We start from the raw sequence: 16629 nt of genomic DNA on the forward strand, positions 1-16629 counted from the left end.
ACCCAAAGAGCAATGCCCATGAAACGCCTGCCACTCGACGACAGCTTCAAGGTCAATCGCAACCCCGTTACCCTGCGCGAAATCGTGCTGGATAAGCTGCGAAGCGCCATCATGAACTTCCAGCTTCTGCCGGGCGATCGCCTGGTCGAGCGCGACCTGTGCGATCGCCTGGGTGTGAGTCGCACGTCGGTGCGCGAAGCCTTGCGCCACCTCGAATCCGAGGGTCTGGTGGAGTTCGCCGATGCCAAGGGCCCACGGGTAGCGATCATCACCCTGGACGATGCCGGTGACATCTATGAACTGCGTTGCGTGCTCGAAGGGCTGATCGTCCAGTTGTTCACCCTGCGCGCCAGTGCCAAGGACATCAAGGCCCTTGAAAACGCCCTCAAGGAAAATCGCGAGGCCCTCAAGGACGGCGAGCTGCAACAGGTGCTGGATTCGGTGCAGGGTTTCTACGATGTGCTGCTCGAAGGCTCCGGCAACCATGTGGCCGCGACCCAGCTACGTCAGTTGCAAGCGCGTATCAGCTACCTGCGGGCCACTTCGGTATCCCAGGAAAACCGCCGCGGCGCCAGCAACCAGGAAATGGAACGTATCGTCGAGGCCATCAAGAGCGGCGATCCGCTGGCCGCCCACCAGGCGTCGGTGGATCATGTACGGGCCGCGGCCAAGGTTGCATTGGAGTACCTCAAGCGCAAGCAGGAAGAGACCGGCGATATTCCTGAAATCATGACCCCCATCGCCCTGAAAGAACCTCGCATAGGACACTGAACATGTTCAGCCCGAGCTTTTGTCCAAAGTGTGGCGGCAGCGACCTGAGTCAGCGCCTGCCGGCGGGCGATACCCATGAGCGGTTGATGTGCGGTGGCTGCGGCTACATCCACTACGTCAACCCGAAGATCATTGCCGGCTGTATCATCGAGCAGGATGGCAAGTACCTGTTGTGCCAGCGCGCCATCCCTCCACGTCCCGGCACCTGGACCCTGCCGGCCGGTTTCATGGAGGGCAACGAGACCACCGAGCAGGCGGCGCTGCGGGAAGTCTGGGAAGAAACCGGCGTGCGCGCCGACATCGTCTCGCCTTACTCGATCTTCAGCGTGCCGAAGATCAGCGAGGTGTACATCATCTTCCGCGCCGTCGCGCTGGAAATCACCGACCAGTTCGGCCCGGAAACCCTCGCCTGCCAGTTCTTCGCCCCGCAAGACATTCCCTGGGACAGCATCTACTACCCAGCCATCCGGCAGATCCTCGAGCGCTACATCGAGGAACGCCAGGCCGGGGTCTACGGCATCTACATCGGCAACGACGACAGCGGCAAGATCCACTTCATCCGCTGATCCCTGATGCGAGAGCGAGCCTGCTCGCTCTCGCAAACGCCAACGCCTACAGGGGCGCCACGCCCTCGACGATGATCACCTCGGCCCGCGCCACATCCTTGCGGTGGCGCTTGGCCTCCTGATACTGCTCCGAGTGATAACAGGCCAGCGCCTGCTCGTAGGAATCGAACTCGATCACCACGCTGCGCTGCGGCGTGACCCGCCCCTCCATCGCCTCGCTACGCCCACCCCGGGCCAGCATCCGACCGCCGTACAAGGCAAACGCCGCCGGAGCCCGCTGGGTGTATTGGCTATATTGATCTAGGTCGGTGACATCCACATGAGCAATCCAGTACGCCTTCATAGTGACCTCTCGGGTTAATTTGTATTATGGTATACCACAAGCCATTGCTACCCTGCACCCCATTCAAAACAAAGAGAACCCGACATGGCCTTTAACAGTATTCAGGAAATCATCGAAGACTACCGCCAAGGCAAGATGGTGTTGCTGGTGGACGACGAAGACCGGGAAAACGAAGGCGACCTGCTGTTGGCTGCCGACCGCTGCAGCGCCCAGGCCATCAGCTTCATGGCCCGGGAAGCCCGCGGGCTGATCTGCCTGACCCTGACCGACGAACACTGCCAGCGCCTGGGGCTCGAGCAGATGGTGCCAAGCAATGGCAGCGTCTTCAGCACCGCGTTCACCGTGTCCATCGAGGCGGCCACGGGAGTGACCACCGGCATCTCCGCCGCTGATCGGGCGCGAACCGTCGCCGCCGCCGTGGCCGCCGATTCCGGACCTACCGATATCGTCCAGCCAGGGCACATCTTCCCGTTGCGGGCCAAGGAAGGCGGCGTGCTGACCCGCGCCGGCCACACCGAAGCCGGTTGCGACCTGGCGCGCCTGGCCGGTTTCACACCGGCGTCGGTGATCGTCGAAGTGATGAACGACGACGGCACCATGGCCCGCCGCCCCGACCTGGAAGTGTTCGCCCGCAAACACGGGATCAAGATCGGCACCATCGCCGACCTGATCCACTATCGCCTGAGCACCGAACACACCGTGGTACGCATTGGTGAACGGGAACTGCCCACCGTGCATGGCACCTTCCGCCTGTTTACCTTCGAAGACCGCATCGAAGGCGGCGTACACATGGCCATGGTCATGGGCGACATCCGCCGGGAAGAGCCGACCCTGGTGCGGGTGCATGTGATCGACCCCCTGCGGGACCTGGTGGGCGCCGAATACAACGGCCCTTCCAACTGGACACTCTGGGCGGCATTGCAGCGGGTCGCCGAAGAAGGCAGCGGCGTGGTGGTCGTGCTCGCCAATCACGAGTCGTCCCAGGCACTGCTTGAGCGTGTGCCGCAACTCACCCAGCCGCCCCGACAGTTCAGCCGCTCCCAATCGCGCATCTATTCAGAGGTTGGTACCGGGGCGCAGATCCTCCAGGACCTGGGCGTCGGCAAGTTGCGCCACCTGGGGCCGCCCCTCAAGTATGCCGGTTTGACCGGGTATGACCTGGAGGTGGTGGAGAGCATTCCGTTTACCGGGTGAACCCCGCCCCCACAAGGAAAGTGCTGCCTGAAAAAACCCTAGAAAAAAATCTGCTCCAGACAGATAGCCGGTACGGCAAAATGCTTGCAGAAAGTTTGGAATACCATAATATGATATTCCATAGACCGAACGCTTCAGCCAAGTGCACCCGACAGGGAAAGCACACACATCCAGCCCTTGGCACGGTCCTGCAAAACCAGATGGACCTATAGCTCCCGATAAGCGGGCACACACAAGCCCGCTCAATAAACACAACAATGAGGGCGTGAAAATGGTGTTGAAGAAAAGTGCAGTAGCCGTTCTTTTTGCTGGCTTGCTGGGTATCACCAGCCAGACGACGATGGCGGCTGAAAGCGTCAACTTCGTCAGTTGGGGTGGCACCACCCAGGATGCACAGAAACAGGCCTGGGCCGACCCGTTCAGCAAGGCCAGCGGCATCACGGTGGTTCAGGATGGCCCGACTGACTACGGCAAACTCAAGGCCATGGTCGAGAGCGGCAACGTGCAGTGGGACGTGGTTGACGTCGAGGCTGATTTTGCCTTGCGCGCCGCCGCCGAAGGTCTGCTCGAACCTCTGGACTTCTCGGTCATCCAGCGCGACAAGATCGATCCACGCTTCGTTTCCGATCACGGTGTCGGTTCCTTCTACTTCTCCTTCGTGCTCGGCTACAACGAAGGCAAGCTCGGTGCCGGCAAGCCACAGGACTGGTCCGCGCTGTTCGACACCAAGACCTACCCCGGCAAACGCGCCCTGTACAAATGGCCGAGCCCTGGCGTGCTTGAACTGGCCCTGCTGGCCGACGGCGTGCCTCAGGACAAGCTCTACCCTCTGGACCTGGATCGCGCCTTCAAGAAACTCGACACCATCAAGAAAGACATCGTCTGGTGGGGCGGCGGCGCCCAGTCCCAGCAACTGCTCGCATCCGGCGAAGCCAGTCTCGGTCAGTTCTGGAACGGCCGCGTCTACGCACTGCAACAAGACGGCGCACCGGTGGGCGTGAGCTGGAAACAGAACCTGGTCATGGCCGACATTCTGGTCGTGCCAAAGGGTTCGAAGAACAAGGCGGCCGCCATGAAGTTCCTGGCCAACGCCAGCAGCGCCAAGGGCCAGGCCGACTTCTCCAACCTGACCGCCTATGCGCCGGTCAACGTCGATAGCGTCGCGCGCCTGGATTCGGTGCTCGCTCCCAACCTGCCGACCGCCTATGCCAAGGATCAGATCACGCTCGATTTCGCGTACTGGGCCAAGAACGGTCAGGACATCGCGACACGGTGGAACGAATGGCTGGTCAAATGAAAATGTCGGTAACGACAACCCAACACACCGGGAGCGCCCCTGGCGCTGCCGGTGTGGCAACCGCCAAGCCAGCGACGACTTCGTCGCTGGCCCGACGCTGGCGCGGGGCCGGTAACCTGGCGCCCGCCCTGCTGTTCCTTGGCCTGTTCTTCCTGGCGCCGCTGATCGGCCTGCTGTTGCGTGGCGTGCTGGAACCGGTGCCCGGGCTAGGCAACTACGAGCAACTGTTCGCCAACTCGGCCTATACCCGGGTGCTGCTCAATACCTTTTCGGTGGCCGGCCTGGTAACGCTGTTCAGCCTGCTGCTGGGCTTCCCCCTGGCCTGGGCCATCACCCTGGTGCCCCGTGGCTGGGGTCGCTGGATCCTGAACATCGTGCTGCTGTCGATGTGGACCAGCCTGCTGGCCCGGACCTATTCCTGGCTGGTGCTGTTGCAGGCCTCCGGCGTGATCAACAAGGCGTTGATGGCCCTGGGGATCATCGACCAGCCACTGGAGATGGTGCACAACCTCACCGGCGTGGTGATCGGCATGAGCTACATCATGATCCCGTTCATCGTCCTGCCGTTGCAGGCGACCATGCAGGCCATCGACCCGATGATCCTGCAGGCCGGCTCCATCTGTGGTGCCAGTCCCTGGACCAATTTCTTCCGGGTGTTCTTGCCGCTGTGCCGGCCGGGGCTGTTTTCCGGCGGCCTGATGGTGTTCGTGATGTCCCTGGGTTACTACGTCACCCCGGCGCTGCTCGGCGGTGCGCAGAACATGATGCTGCCCGAGTTCATCATCCAGCAGGTGCAATCGTTCCTCAACTGGGGCCTGGCGAGCGCCGGTGCCGCGTTGCTGATCGTCATCACGCTGGTGCTGTTCTACTTCTACCTGAAGCTTCAGCCGGAATCCCCGGTTGGCGCCAGTAACGCGAGGTAAATCGTCATGCTCCTGACTCCCAATGCCATGAGCCGACGCATGCGCTTCGGTCTGTACTTCACGACCGGGTTGATCGGGTTGTTCCTGCTGCTGCCCATCGTGTTCATCGTGCTGCTGTCGTTCGGCTCGTCCCAGTGGCTGGTCTTCCCGCCACCGGGCTGGACGTTCAAATGGTATGGCCAGTTCTTTTCCAACCCAGACTGGATGAGCGCTGCACTGGCCAGTCTCAAGGTCGCGGTACTGACCACGATCTGCGCCGTGGCCCTGGGCCTGCCCACCGCGTTCGCCCTGGTGCGTGGTCGGTTTCCGGGGCGGGAAATGCTCTACGGCCTGTTCACCCTACCGATGATCGTGCCGCTGGTGATCATCGCGGTGGCGGTGTACGCGCTGTTTCTCAAGCTCGGATACACCGGCACGATGTTCGCGTTCGTGGTCAGCCACGTCATCGTCGCGCTACCGTTCACCATCATCTCGATCATCAACTCGCTGAAACTGTTCGACCAGTCCATCGAGGACGCCGCCGTGATCTGCGGCGCATCACGCCTGCAAGCGGTGTTCAAGGTCACCTTCCCGGCCATCCGCCCGGGCATGATCGCCGGCGCCCTGTTCGCGTTCCTGGTGTCGTGGGACGAGGTGGTGCTGAGCGTGATGATGGCCAGCCCGACCCTGCAAACCCTGCCTGTAAAAATGTGGACCACCCTGCGCCAGGACCTGACGCCTGTGATCGCCGTCGCTTCGACGCTGCTGATCGGCCTCTCGGTATTGGTGATGGTGATCGCCGCCGCCCTGCGCCGGCGCAATGAAATCAGCGCCTGAGCGCCTAGGAGAACACAATGAGTGCCGTCAAAGACCCCGCACAACAGAACAACAAGACCCTGGTCAGCCTGCGCAACCTGAACAAGCACTACGGCGACTTTGCCGCCGTCGACGATATTGCCCTGGAGATCCAGGACGGAGAGTTCCTGACCTTCCTCGGCTCCAGCGGCTCGGGCAAGAGCACTACGCTGTCGATGCTCGCCGGGTTTGAAACCCCCAGCAGCGGCGAGATCCTGGTGGACGGCAAATCCCTGGTCAACGTCCCGCCGCACAAACGCGACATCGGCATGGTGTTCCAGCGTTATTCGCTGTTCCCGCACCTGTCGGTACGCGACAACATTGCCTTCCCGCTGGCGATCCGCAAGCTGACGCCTGCCGAACGCGATCGCCGGGTCGACGCGATGCTCAAGCTGGTGCAACTGGAGCAGTTCGCCCATCGCCGCCCTTCGCAACTCTCCGGTGGCCAGCAACAGCGCGTGGCGATTGCCCGGGCATTGGTCTACGAACCACGCATCCTGCTGATGGACGAACCCCTCGGCGCCCTCGACAAGAAACTCCGTGAAGACCTGCAGGATGAACTGCGCCAACTGCATCGGCGCCTGGGCATCACCATCGTCTACGTGACCCACGACCAGGAAGAAGCCATGCGTCTGTCCCAGCGCATCGCCATTTTCAGCCACGGCAAGATCGTCGGCCTGGGCACCGGCTACGACCTCTACCAGAATCCGCCGAATGCCTTTGTCGCGTCGTTCCTCGGCAACTCGAACTTCCTCAAGCTCAAGGCCCAGGGCAACGCGGTGGCGACATTCGAAGGCCAGCCGCTGTCGATCCGCCTGACCGCCGGCCTGCAAACCGACCAGGACGTGCTGCTGATGGTCCGCCCGGAAAAAGCCTTGGCCCTGAGCACCGAGCAGGCCGCTCAAGAACCATTGGCAGCGGGCTGGAATGAAGTCTCGGCCAAGGTTGTCGAAGTGCTGTTCCTCGGTGAAAGCCAGACCTGCAGCGTGGTGACCTCCGGTGGCACCGCCATGACCGTCAAGGCCCTCTCCGCTGCTGGCATGCCCCTCAAGGCGGGTGATCCGGTGCGTGTGCGCTGGGCCACGGCTGATGCGTGCGTGTACACCGAATGGGCCGAAAGCGATTTGAACAAGGCAGCCGGGGCGCACTGACTCCCCTGCAGGCCCACTTCGGTGGGCCTTTTCTCAGATGTCACCCTCGGGTCGCCGCAACGTCGGGTTGCGGCGGCCTTTTTTTGTGTTTCGATTGCCTTCCGTGGTCACCCTGATTGGCTCCTGCTGTGGAAGCAAAGCTTGCTCGCGATAGCGGTGGGTCCGCTTGCATTAAGGGTGAATGGGCTGCCGTCATTGCGAGTAAGCAAGCTCGGCTCCCACAGCTCACACGCCCTTAAAACCCCAAACAAAAATGCCCGGCCAATAGCCGGGCATTCGCTCAAGCAGTTCTTCAATCAGTCCGTATAACCTAACCGCGCAGCCATGCTCCGCCGAGTCTGTCCACGCGTTGCCAGGCAGTAATACAACGGACAAGTCACCACCAACCCCACCAGCCATGACAGGTCCGCACCTTCGATCAGGTTCGCATAGGGCCCGACATAGAACGAGGTATTGGCAAACGGCAGTTGCACGATGATCCCGATGAAATACGCCACGATCGCATGCAGGTTGAAACGCCCATAAATCCCGCCATCGGCATGAAAGATCGAGGCGATGTCGTAATGGCCGCGCTTGATCACATAGAAATCAATCAGGTTGATCGACGCCCATGGCACCAATACCAGCAACAACGCCAGGATCAAACCGATGAATTGCGAGATGAAGTTCGCCGAAGCGCCCAATGCCACCACACAGCAACCCGCCAACACCACGCTCGACAAGACCACTCGAACCTTGATGCTCGGCGTCCATTGACTGGCAAAGGTCTGGATCGAGGTGATGATCGACAGAACCGCACCATACAGATTCAAAGCGTTGTGGCTGATGATATTGAGCAGGAACAGCACCATCAGAATCGGCCCAAGCCAACCGGTGGACTGCTTGACCGCAGCCATGGCTTCGGTGCCTTCAGGAGTCGCCAACACCGCCACGGCGCCGAAGACAAACGACAGGATCGTGCCCAGGGTGGCCCCCAGGTACGTGGCCAGGAATGGGCGGGCAATACCGATATCCGCCGGCAGGTAACGCGAGTAGTCCGATACATAAGGCGAGAAGCTGATCTGCCAGATGATCCCCAGCGACACCGTCGCCAGCCAACCGGACAGGTTGAAACCACCCCGGGTAAAGAAGTCCGCCGGCAGATCATGGGCGAAGATATAGAAGAAGCCGGCGAGCAAGGCGCTGCCCATCACCCAGGTGCCGATGCGGTTGAGGGTATGGATGAAGCGATACCCGATCACACCGATGGCCGTAGCGCTCAGCGCGCCGATCAGGATGCTGGCCGACACCGGTACCGATGGCGCAATGCCGACAATGGATTTACCCGCCAGGACGATGTTGGAAATGAAGAAACCGATGTAGATCAGCGCCGCGAAGAACACGATCAACAGCGCACCATAGCGACCGAACTGGCCACGGCTCTGGACCATTTGCGGGATCCCCATGCGGGGGCCCTGGGCCGACGCGAGGGCAATCACCAGCCCGCCCACCAGATGCCCCAGGACAATCGCCAGCAGCCCCCAGAACAGATCGAGATGGAATACCTGGACCACCATGGCGCCGGTAACGATGGGCAGCGGCGCAATGTTGGTGCTGAACCATAAGGTGAACAGATCGCGAGCCTTTCCGTGGCGCTCTGCGAGTGGAACGTAATCGACCGTGTGATTCTCGATCAACGGGTCTTGCCGGGACATCTGGGACATATGCATGAACTCAAGTTTGTCTGTTCTTATCTTTGTATGAAGCCAAACCGGGACGCTCTACGGCGCCACTCAGATGTGCACCATATTATGGTATTCCAACACTTTCACAAGACTGATCCGTCCTTTGGGTGAGCGTCTGATCCGGGAAAAACGTGGTCAGGCAACCTTGTAACCCCCGTATTCATTGAGCCCTACAGCCTTCCCTACGTTTATCGGAACGCTGAAAAAGACCTTGCAATGATTGTATTACGGTATACCATCAGACTAAGAACCTATAAAAACCCCGCAATACCATGAGGACACCGTCCATGATCGATGCCGCCATCTACAAACAAGTCCTGGGCTCATTTCCTTCCGGCGTCACCGTAATCACCACGCTGGATGACGACGACCAGATCGTCGGCCTGACAGCCAGCGCGTTCAGCTCACTGTCCATGGACCCGCCCCTGGTGCTGTTCTGCCCCAACTACAGCTCCGATTCGTATCCAGTACTGATCAAGAACAAACGCTTCGCCATTCACGTGCTTTCCGGTGGTCAGCAGAGTGAAGCCTATGCCTTTGCGCGCAAGGGCAAAGACAAGGCGCAAGGCATCGAATGGACATTGAGCGAGCTGGGCAATCCAATCCTGGCCAACGCTACGGCAGTGATCGAATGCGAACTGTGGCGCGAATATGAAGGCGGCGACCACGCGATCATGGTCGGTGCCGTGAAGAACCTGATCGTGCCCCGCCAGAACGCCGGGCCGATGGTGTATTGCCACGGCAAGATGGGTGCCCTGCCCGTTCCGGCTTGATGGCCTGGACAGAAATATTTTGCAGACATTCCGTATTATGGTATACCAATAATCAATCAGCCAGGCAGGTGCAACCACGACGCGCCCAGCCTGGCTAGAACACCCGGGAGCCCCGCGCTCGTCCCAGGCAACAGGCCCGCAGTCGACAGGCCGCCAACAAAAGATCCGAGGTAAGCGTCATGAAATTTTCCCTGTTCGTACACATGGAACGTTGGGACGAAAGCATCAGCCACCGCCAGCTGTTCGAAGACCTGACCGAGCTGACCCTGCTGGCCGAGGCCGGTGGCTTCAGCACCGTCTGGATCGGTGAACACCACGCCATGGAATACACCATCTCGCCAAGCCCGATGCCGCTGCTAGCCTATCTGGCGGCCAGGACCACCACCATCCACCTGGGTGCCGGCACCATCATTGCACCGTTCTGGCACCCGCTGCGGGCGGCCGGTGAATGCGCATTGCTGGACGTGATCAGCAACGGTCGCATGGAAGTCGGCCTGGCCCGTGGCGCCTACCAGGTGGAATTCGACCGCATGGCCGGCGGCATGCCAGCGGCCTCCGGCGGCCAGGCGCTGCGGGAAATGGTCCCGGCGGTGCGCGCACTGTGGCAAGGCGACTACGCCCATGACGGCGACATCTGGAAGTTCCCGACGTCCACCAGCGTGCCCAAGCCGATCCAGAAGCCGAACCCACCCATGTGGATCGCGGCTCGTGACCCGGACTCGCACAACTTCGCGGTCGCCAACGGCTGTAATGTCATGGTCACCCCATTGATGAAGGGCGACGAAGAAGTCCTCGACCTGAAGAACAAGTTCCAGAACGCGCTGGATAACAACCCCGGCGTGCCGCGCCCCCAATTGATGGTGCTGCGCCATACCCACGTGCACTCGGCCGACAATCCCGAAGGCTGGAAAGTCGGGGCCAAGGCAATCGCCAAGTTCTACCGCACCTTCGATGCGTGGTTCGGCAACAAGGAAACCCCGGTCAATGGCTTCCTGGCGCCAAGCCCGGAAGAAAAATTCGCCGGTCGCCCGGAATTCGAACTGGAGAGCCTGCACAAGACCGCCATGATCGGCACCCCGGAAGAAATCATCCCGCGCATCAAGTACTACCAGGAACTGGGCGTCGACGAGTTCAGCTTCTGGTGCGACAACAGCCTGCCCCATGCCGAGAAGAAAAGATCCCTGGAGCTGTTCATCAAGCACGTGGTGCCGGCGTTTCGTTGATCGCGCAATCCGGCCTCAATTCGAGTTCACGGGCCGTCGACCGGAAATCATCACGCTCGAATGGGCGTGGGTCGATCTGGAAAGCCGGCGTCATGTCCAAGCCCGCGAGCGTGGGTCAGCGGGCGCTGTCGATGATGGAGCCGCCATCGGGCGTAAGGCTTGATCCGGTGATGAACTGGCTGTCCTTACTGGCCAGGAACAGCACGACCGGCGCAATGTCGTCTTCCGGCGAACCGTAGCGACCCAAGGGATTGGTCGCCGCCGGCACGTTGACATCGGGCTCCCACGTTTCGGCCACAGGGAGGACGTTGTTCACCGTGATCTTGTCTGCTCCCCATTCCCGCGCAGCCGTGCGGGTCAGTGCCCGCACGGCTTCCTTTGCCATGTTGTAGGGGCCATAGCCAACCAGCCCGACGATGCCAGCCATCGAGCCGAAGTTGATAACGCGTCCTTCGCCGCTTTTTTTCAGGTACGGATAGGCCGCCTGCATGGCGCGGAGGTACGCGATGGGGCCGAGGTCCAAATTGCGCTGCAGTTGTTCCGCCGACAGATCGATGATGGACGAGAACGGAGCAGTGGAATCGAAGGCGTTGTTTACCAGAATGTCGATACCACCATAGGTAGCCGCTACCTTGTCGATGGCGACCTTGAGCTGGTCGGCGTTGCCAATATCGCAGGGGATACCGAGAGCCGTACCGCCGGCGGCGGTAATGTCGGCAACAACGGCATCCACGTTTGCGGGCGTGAGCGAAAGAACGGCGACCTTCGCGCCTTCCGCCGCGAGTAGCTTGGCGGTCGCTCGGCCGATACCGCGTCCGGCGCCTGTGACAATGGCTACTTTTCCGTTGAGTCGGAACATTATTTTCTCCTTTGGAAGTTAAGGGTTACTTTGCTGCGTTGCTACGACCGCGCCATACGGCGAAGCGGTGTCGCGGGCGATGTTTTGGGTGGTGAACGAGACGACCAGGAGCACCAAGCCAAGCACCGCCGCAAGCGCCCCCTTGGGCTTGCGTACGCCGAGATGCGCCGAGGCGGACAGCAGGAGTTGAAAGAAGGTGCCTGCGTAAGCCAGATCACTCAGGGGCACGCTCACGCGCGACAAGATCGCAAGCGGCCCGAGCACCTTCACCACGACCATGAGCGGCACAAGGTAGGGAGCGGCATAGTTCAGATCGGCAAGCGCCTGGCGCACCCAATCCTTCTTGACGACGTAGAGCGTTGCGGACGACAGGTAGAGGAGCGCCAGCAATGCGGTGCTGATCCAGTAGGCGTAATGCGTAACCATGAGCGGGTTCCCAGCGTTAGTTCATATCGACTTTTTGCGAGGATGTTGCCTAATATGAAAACCGACAAGTAGGATGATTAAATGGTTGCTAGTATGGAAAACCAGACTAATGAGACCAGCGGGATCAACATGCACGACGAAATGCGCCGCGCGTTCGCGCTGCTTTCCGGCAAATGGAAGCTGGAAATCATGTGGCTGCTGAACCAGCGGATCTATCGCTTCGGCGAGCTGCGCAAGGCGATTCCGGGCATCACCCAGCACATGCTGACGGCTCAACTGCGTGAGCTGGAGGCCGATGGCTTGGTGTCACGCACGGTGTTTGCAGAAGTGCCGCCCCGCGTCGAGTACGAGATCACGGCGAAGGCACGCGGCCTGGGGCCGACAATGGAGGCGTTGACGGCCTGGTGGGCCGAGCATGGGAGAAGCGTGCCAGTGAAGCCGGCTGCACGCGGGCGCAAAGCCAAGGCCGTCGCGCCGAAGTCAGAATGATGTTGGGCTGCGCCAGCATGGCAATCGCCCTCGATGCAGTGCGATCCGGCGCCCCACTCGACGCTCTTATGTGGCTTCCAGTCCACAAGTCAGCAAGCTGCAAATTGCTCAGTAGTAGAGCTAAGCCAGCGCCCTGCATGCGACTTTGCCCCTAGTGACTTCCACCAGGGGCTTGACGCCGATTCTTTTCATTCCAGGACAGCGGGATCAGAACGTCACACTGGCACTCAGGCGCGCGGTACGCGGCTCGCCGACGGCGACCTGCAACTCGCTACCGGTGGAAGACGGGTAGTACTGCTTGTCGAACAGGTTGTCGACGTTCAGTTGCAGCGATGTCTTGTACCCCAGCACGGGGGATTCCCAACGCAGGAAGGCGTCGGCTACGGTGTAGCTGCTCAACCAGAAATCGTTGTCGTTGTTGGCGGCACGCTCGCCGACATAGCGCGCACCGGCACCAGCGTGCCAGGCGCCGAATTCGGCGGGTACGTTCAAGTGATGGGACAGGTACAAGCTGGCGGTGTGCTTGGGCGCATTGGCGAGGCGATGACCTTCGTCATTTGGATCGTCGAGAATTTCCGTGTGAGTGTAGCTGTAGGTGCCAATCAGGTCCCAGCGCTCGGCCAGGCGCCCGGTGACGTCCAGTTCCAGGCCTTGGGAGCCGACTTTGCCGGCGGCTTCTGCAATGGTTTTCCCACCCACTACGGTGTTGGTCACCACGTTCTTTTTTTCGATATCGAACAAGGCGAGATTGATATTCAGTCCAGGCAAAGGATCATATTTGGCACCGACTTCGTAACTGCGCCCCTCCTCCGGCTTGAAGGTGCTGAGGTTGTCATCGACGGTATCGTTGGGTTTGAACGAACGACTGTAATTGCCATACAGCGACAAAGTCTCATCGGCCTTGTAGACCAGTCCAAGGAACGGAACAAAGGCATCGCCGTTATCGTCGCGAACAGGCACTCGCTTGATCATCCCCGTTTCACTGAATTGGTCGTAATGCTGGTAGCGTCCGCCAAACACCAGAATCCAGCGTTCATCCAGGTGCCAGTTGTCCTTTAGGTACACGGAGCTGGAGGTCAGCTGGTTAGTCAGATTGCTTTGCGCGGCATTCACCCTGCCCGGCTCTGCCAGGCTGCCGTAAACCGGCGCGGTGATGTCAAAGCCTCCCTGCACAACCCCGCGGTAGGTCTTGCCGCGATATTGATCGGATACCTGGTTATCGACACCGATCAACACATCATGGCGCTGACCGAACAACTCCTGTTTGCCGATGAAATCCCAACTTGCGTAACGGGTTTCATCATCGTAATGGGCACCGTTGGCAGCCCGACGCAGCGTATTGCCAGTCAATGTGCTGGGCTGCGCAATCGAAAGACTGTACCGATCATTGTTCCAGCCATAGGTCACCCGCGTCTTCCACGCCTCACTCAGCTCGTACTCAAAACGCGCCGTCGCGGTCTCGCGAATCCCCACGCTCTTGGCCCACGGCTCGTCGAGACGCTTATCGTAATCGATATCCACGGGATGCCCGTTACGGAACACCGTCCCACGGTCAAACGGATTGGAATATTCGTTGTACTCATAGCTCAGGTTCAACGAAGCCCGCTCACCGGTCCAGGCCAGGGACGGCGCGACCAGGGTGCTTTCATTCACGCCGTAGTTGCGCCAGTAGTCCTCATGACCACGCTCGGCAATCAACCGATAAGCCAGCCCGGTATCCCCCAGAGGCCCGGTGGTGTCCACCGCCGTGGTGCCGCCGCCTTCGCTGTAGGCGGAGCCACTCAACGTGGTGCTCTGGGTGTATTCGGGTTTCTTGCTGATGACGTTGACCAGGCCGCCCGGCTCCAGGGCGCCGTAGAGCATCGAGGCCGGGCCCTTGAGCACTTCGACGCGGTCGGTGGTGGCGCTGAAGTTGTGCCCGAGGTTCGAGCGCACGCCGTCGCGCAGGATCGAACCGTCGTCGTTGGTGCCGAAACCGCGCTTGACCAGCGAGTCCCGCGAGCCGCCCAGGGTGTTGCCCTGGCTTACGCCGCTGACGAACTTCATCGCATCGTTCAACGAGTGCACCTGGAAATCGGCCAGGGTCTGTTGGGTCACCACGTTGATCGATTGCGCTTCCTCCTTGATCGGAACATCGCTCTTGCTCGCCGTGCTGGCTTGCGACGTCGTATAGCCTTCATCCTGAGTGACGCGAGTGCCCTGGATGTCCGTGGCCGGCAGTTCGAGCCTGTCCTGTGCCCACAGCGGACCGGCAATCAGACAGCAGGAAAGCGTGGGCAGGACGTGTTTGAGGAAGGCATTGCGGTGAACGGGAGGGGTGGAACGGTTCAAGAGACGCACTCATGGAGGATTGTTAATGAGAGCGAATATACTTTGAGAACGATTCCCAGTAAATGATTTGTATCAAATGATGATCAGCACAAACCCTTGAGGGAACGAGTTTGCTCGCTCCCCCAAGGGCTACGGTCCCAACCCGGTTATCGGGTCAACAACACTTCGGCCCACCCTTACCGCCGTAACGGGCTTCCTGGCGTTCGCGAAAGAACGTCTCGTAGTCCATCAGCGGCTGGTCCGGGTGTTTGCTCTGCATGTGCTCGACGTAGTTGTCGTAGTCGGGCATGCCGACCATCAGGCGCGCGGCCTGACCGAGGTATTTACCGAGGCGACTCAAGTCATTGAACATCGTTGCAGTCCTCTATCAAGCGTCCGGCAGGGCCTGGAATGGCGCTTCCTTGTCCGTGCGTTCCTTCGTGCCCCAGGCGGCGACACCGACCTTGATCGCATAGAACAGAATGCTCAGCACCACGAACAGGAACAGCGCGGTCAGCGTCGCGTTGGTGTAGGCGTTGAACACCACATGCTGCATCTGCTCGATGCTCTTGGCCGGGGCCAGGATCTGGCCGGCGGCCAGGGCTTCGTTGTATTTACGCGCCAGGGCCAGGAAGCCGATCGCCGGGTTGGCGTCGAACAGTTTGATCAGGCCCGCCGTGGTGGTGCAGATCAGCAGCCAGGTGGCCGGCAGCAGCGTGACCCAGACGTAGCGCTGGCGCTTCATCTTGATCAGCACCACGGTGCCGAGCATCAGGGCGATACCGGCCAGCATCTGGTTGGAGATGCCGAACAGCGGCCACAAGGTGTTGATGCCACCCAGCGGATCGATCACGCCCTGGTACAGCAGGTAGCCCCACAGCGCCACGCAACCGGCGGTGGCGATCAGGTTGGCGGTCCAGGATTCGGTGCGCTTGAGCGCCGGCACGAACGAGCCGAGCAAATCCTGCAGCATGAAGCGCCCGGCACGGGTGCCGGCGTCCACCGCGGTGAGGATGAACAGTGCTTCGAACAGGATCGCGAAGTGGTACCAGAACGCCATGGTGTTCTCACCCGGCAGCACCGAGTGCAGGATCTGCGCGATGCCGACCGCCAGGGTCGGCGCACCGCCGGCACGGGCCAGCACGGTGGTTTCGCCGATGTCCCGGGCCACCGCTTGCAGCGCGTCCGGGGTGATGGCGAAGCCCCAACTGCTGACGGTCTGCGCCACGGCCACCACGTCACCGCCGACGATCGCCGCCGGGCTGTTCATGGCGAAGTACACGCCTGGCTCGATCACCGAAGCGGCGACCATGGCCATGATCGCCACGAACGACTCCATCAGCATGCCGCCGTAGCCGATGTAGCGGGCGTTGGTTTCGTTATCCAGCAGCTTGGGCGTGGTGCCCGAGGAGATCAGCGCATGGAAACCCGACACCGCGCCACAAGCGATGGTGATGAACAGGAACGGGAACAGCCCGCCCTTCCACACCGGGCCCAGGCCGTTGGTGAACTGGGTCAGCGCCGGCATTTTCAGCTCGGGCATGGTGATCAGGATGCCGATCGCCAGGGCGACGATGGTGCCGATCTTGAGGAACGTCGACAGGTAGTCCCGTGGCGCCAGGATCAGCCACACCGGCAGCACCGCGGCGACGAAGCCGTAGCCGATCAGCATCCAGGTGATCTGGATCCCGGTGAAGCTGAAGGCCTTGGCCCAGACCGGATCGGCGGCGACCTGCCCGCCCAGCC

17 protein-coding genes are annotated in these 16629 nt (G+C 60.8%); 10 read left to right on the forward strand and 7 right to left on the reverse strand.

Going from position 1 to position 16629, the window contains the following annotated elements; all coding sequences use genetic code 11:
- Window positions 1–18: 18 nt before the first annotated feature.
- Together N4Q37_RS07085 and N4Q37_RS07090 are read left to right on the forward strand one after the other, a co-directional pair.
- On the forward strand, window positions 19–771 hold the full coding sequence (locus N4Q37_RS07085) for a GntR family transcriptional regulator (protein ID WP_260956347.1): 753 nt from the start codon (window positions 19–21) through the stop codon (window positions 769–771).
- A 2-nt stretch (window positions 772–773) separates the two neighbouring features.
- Window positions 774–1337 carry an NUDIX hydrolase gene (locus N4Q37_RS07090; RefSeq protein ID WP_260956348.1) on the forward strand — a complete coding sequence of 188 codons (564 nt, stop codon included), beginning with the start codon at window positions 774–776 and terminating at the stop codon, window positions 1335–1337.
- Window positions 1338–1383: 46 nt separating this feature from the next.
- On the opposite strand, the gene N4Q37_RS07095 is transcribed toward N4Q37_RS07090, so the two are convergent.
- Window positions 1384–1680: a DUF1330 domain-containing protein gene (locus N4Q37_RS07095; RefSeq protein WP_260956350.1), complete on the reverse strand. Its 297-nt coding sequence runs from the start codon at window positions 1678–1680 to the stop codon at window positions 1384–1386.
- Between the two features lie 84 nt (window positions 1681–1764).
- Between N4Q37_RS07095 and ribBA the strand changes: the two genes are divergently transcribed.
- The 5 genes from ribBA to N4Q37_RS07120 all read left to right on the forward strand — a co-directional run bounded on the left by ribBA (window position 1765) and on the right by N4Q37_RS07120 (window position 7079).
- The gene (ribBA, locus tag N4Q37_RS07100; RefSeq protein ID WP_260956352.1) at window positions 1765–2874 is read left to right on the forward strand and encodes a bifunctional 3,4-dihydroxy-2-butanone-4-phosphate synthase/GTP cyclohydrolase II; all 1110 of its coding nucleotides are present in this window, start codon (window positions 1765–1767) and stop codon (window positions 2872–2874) included.
- A gap of 271 nt (window positions 2875–3145) precedes the next feature.
- Entirely contained in the window at window positions 3146–4171 is a 1026-nt protein-coding gene (locus N4Q37_RS07105; protein ID WP_260956355.1) for an ABC transporter substrate-binding protein, read from the forward strand.
- The gene (locus tag N4Q37_RS07110; protein WP_390897904.1) at window positions 4156–5094 is read left to right on the forward strand and encodes an ABC transporter permease; all 939 of its coding nucleotides are present in this window, start codon (window positions 4156–4158) and stop codon (window positions 5092–5094) included. The genes N4Q37_RS07105 and N4Q37_RS07110 overlap by 16 nt, the downstream gene beginning before the upstream one ends.
- A gap of 6 nt (window positions 5095–5100) precedes the next feature.
- Entirely contained in the window at window positions 5101–5910 is an 810-nt protein-coding gene (locus tag N4Q37_RS07115) for an ABC transporter permease (RefSeq protein ID WP_041022978.1), read from the forward strand.
- A gap of 17 nt (window positions 5911–5927) precedes the next feature.
- Window positions 5928–7079: an ABC transporter ATP-binding protein gene (locus tag N4Q37_RS07120; protein WP_260956361.1), complete on the forward strand. Its 1152-nt coding sequence runs from the start codon at window positions 5928–5930 to the stop codon at window positions 7077–7079.
- A gap of 296 nt (window positions 7080–7375) precedes the next feature.
- On the opposite strand, the gene N4Q37_RS07125 is transcribed toward N4Q37_RS07120, so the two are convergent.
- Window positions 7376–8782: a purine-cytosine permease family protein gene (locus N4Q37_RS07125; RefSeq protein WP_260956362.1), complete on the reverse strand. Its 1407-nt coding sequence runs from the start codon at window positions 8780–8782 to the stop codon at window positions 7376–7378.
- Window positions 8783–9090: 308 nt separating this feature from the next.
- Here N4Q37_RS07125 and N4Q37_RS07130 point away from each other — a divergent pair, with 308 nt between their 5' ends.
- On the forward strand, window positions 9091–9576 hold the full coding sequence (locus N4Q37_RS07130; protein ID WP_260956364.1) for a flavin reductase family protein: 486 nt from the start codon (window positions 9091–9093) through the stop codon (window positions 9574–9576).
- Between the two features lie 179 nt (window positions 9577–9755).
- Window positions 9756–10799, forward strand: a complete 1044-nt coding sequence (locus N4Q37_RS07135) for an LLM class flavin-dependent oxidoreductase (RefSeq protein WP_260956366.1) — start codon at window positions 9756–9758, stop codon at window positions 10797–10799.
- A gap of 115 nt (window positions 10800–10914) precedes the next feature.
- Here the strand turns inward: N4Q37_RS07135 and N4Q37_RS07140 are convergent, their stop codons facing one another.
- The gene (locus tag N4Q37_RS07140) at window positions 10915–11658 is read right to left on the reverse strand and encodes an SDR family NAD(P)-dependent oxidoreductase (RefSeq protein WP_260956368.1); all 744 of its coding nucleotides are present in this window, start codon (window positions 11656–11658) and stop codon (window positions 10915–10917) included.
- A gap of 18 nt (window positions 11659–11676) precedes the next feature.
- Window positions 11677–12084 (reverse strand): DoxX family protein, encoded by a 408-nt coding sequence (locus N4Q37_RS07145; RefSeq protein ID WP_260956370.1) that lies wholly within the window; start codon window positions 12082–12084, stop codon window positions 11677–11679.
- A 93-nt stretch (window positions 12085–12177) separates the two neighbouring features.
- Between N4Q37_RS07145 and N4Q37_RS07150 the strand changes: the two genes are divergently transcribed.
- Entirely contained in the window at window positions 12178–12573 is a 396-nt protein-coding gene (locus tag N4Q37_RS07150) for a winged helix-turn-helix transcriptional regulator (protein WP_260956372.1), read from the forward strand.
- Window positions 12574–12780: 207 nt separating this feature from the next.
- Here N4Q37_RS07150 and N4Q37_RS07155 read toward each other — a convergent pair whose 3' ends face one another.
- The 3 genes from N4Q37_RS07155 to N4Q37_RS07165 all read right to left on the reverse strand — a co-directional run.
- The gene (locus N4Q37_RS07155; protein WP_260956375.1) at window positions 12781–14904 is read right to left on the reverse strand and encodes a TonB-dependent siderophore receptor; all 2124 of its coding nucleotides are present in this window, start codon (window positions 14902–14904) and stop codon (window positions 12781–12783) included.
- Between the two features lie 154 nt (window positions 14905–15058).
- Window positions 15059–15256 carry a YbdD/YjiX family protein gene (locus N4Q37_RS07160; RefSeq protein WP_260956376.1) on the reverse strand — a complete coding sequence of 66 codons (198 nt, stop codon included), beginning with the start codon at window positions 15254–15256 and terminating at the stop codon, window positions 15059–15061.
- 15 nt (window positions 15257–15271) lie between these two features.
- Window positions 15272–16629 (reverse strand): carbon starvation CstA family protein (locus N4Q37_RS07165; RefSeq protein WP_260956378.1); only part of this gene is annotated, 1358 nt, incomplete at its 5' end.

The sequence above is a fragment of the Pseudomonas citri genome (assembly GCF_025336485.1).
In the GTDB taxonomy this organism is placed as follows: Bacteria; Pseudomonadota; Gammaproteobacteria; order Pseudomonadales; family Pseudomonadaceae; genus Aquipseudomonas; species Aquipseudomonas citri.

What these genes read in the sequence shown, in the direction of transcription:
- N4Q37_RS07090 (WP_260956348.1), top strand. Translation starts at nt 774, where the DNA reads ATGTTCAGCCCGAGCTTTTGTCCAAAGTGTGGCGGCAGCGACCTGAGT.
- N4Q37_RS07135 (WP_260956366.1), top strand. Translation starts at nt 9,756, where the DNA reads ATGAAATTTTCCCTGTTCGTACACATGGAACGTTGGGACGAAAGCATC.
- N4Q37_RS07140 (WP_260956368.1), bottom strand. Translation starts at nt 11,658, where the DNA reads ATGTTCCGACTCAACGGAAAAGTAGCCATTGTCACAGGCGCCGGACGC.
- N4Q37_RS07085 (WP_260956347.1), top strand. Translation starts at nt 19, where the DNA reads ATGAAACGCCTGCCACTCGACGACAGCTTCAAGGTCAATCGCAACCCC.
- N4Q37_RS07110 (WP_390897904.1), top strand. Translation starts at nt 4,156, where the DNA reads ATGGCTGGTCAAATGAAAATGTCGGTAACGACAACCCAACACACCGGG.
- N4Q37_RS07145 (WP_260956370.1), bottom strand. Translation starts at nt 12,084, where the DNA reads ATGGTTACGCATTACGCCTACTGGATCAGCACCGCATTGCTGGCGCTC.
- N4Q37_RS07160 (WP_260956376.1), bottom strand. Translation starts at nt 15,256, where the DNA reads ATGTTCAATGACTTGAGTCGCCTCGGTAAATACCTCGGTCAGGCCGCG.
- N4Q37_RS07120 (WP_260956361.1), top strand. Translation starts at nt 5,928, where the DNA reads ATGAGTGCCGTCAAAGACCCCGCACAACAGAACAACAAGACCCTGGTC.
- N4Q37_RS07150 (WP_260956372.1), top strand. Translation starts at nt 12,178, where the DNA reads ATGGAAAACCAGACTAATGAGACCAGCGGGATCAACATGCACGACGAA.
- N4Q37_RS07105 (WP_260956355.1), top strand. Translation starts at nt 3,146, where the DNA reads ATGGTGTTGAAGAAAAGTGCAGTAGCCGTTCTTTTTGCTGGCTTGCTG.
- ribBA (WP_260956352.1), top strand. Translation starts at nt 1,765, where the DNA reads ATGGCCTTTAACAGTATTCAGGAAATCATCGAAGACTACCGCCAAGGC.
- N4Q37_RS07115 (WP_041022978.1), top strand. Translation starts at nt 5,101, where the DNA reads ATGCTCCTGACTCCCAATGCCATGAGCCGACGCATGCGCTTCGGTCTG.
- N4Q37_RS07130 (WP_260956364.1), top strand. Translation starts at nt 9,091, where the DNA reads ATGATCGATGCCGCCATCTACAAACAAGTCCTGGGCTCATTTCCTTCC.
- N4Q37_RS07095 (WP_260956350.1), bottom strand. Translation starts at nt 1,680, where the DNA reads ATGAAGGCGTACTGGATTGCTCATGTGGATGTCACCGACCTAGATCAA.
- N4Q37_RS07125 (WP_260956362.1), bottom strand. Translation starts at nt 8,782, where the DNA reads ATGTCCCAGATGTCCCGGCAAGACCCGTTGATCGAGAATCACACGGTC.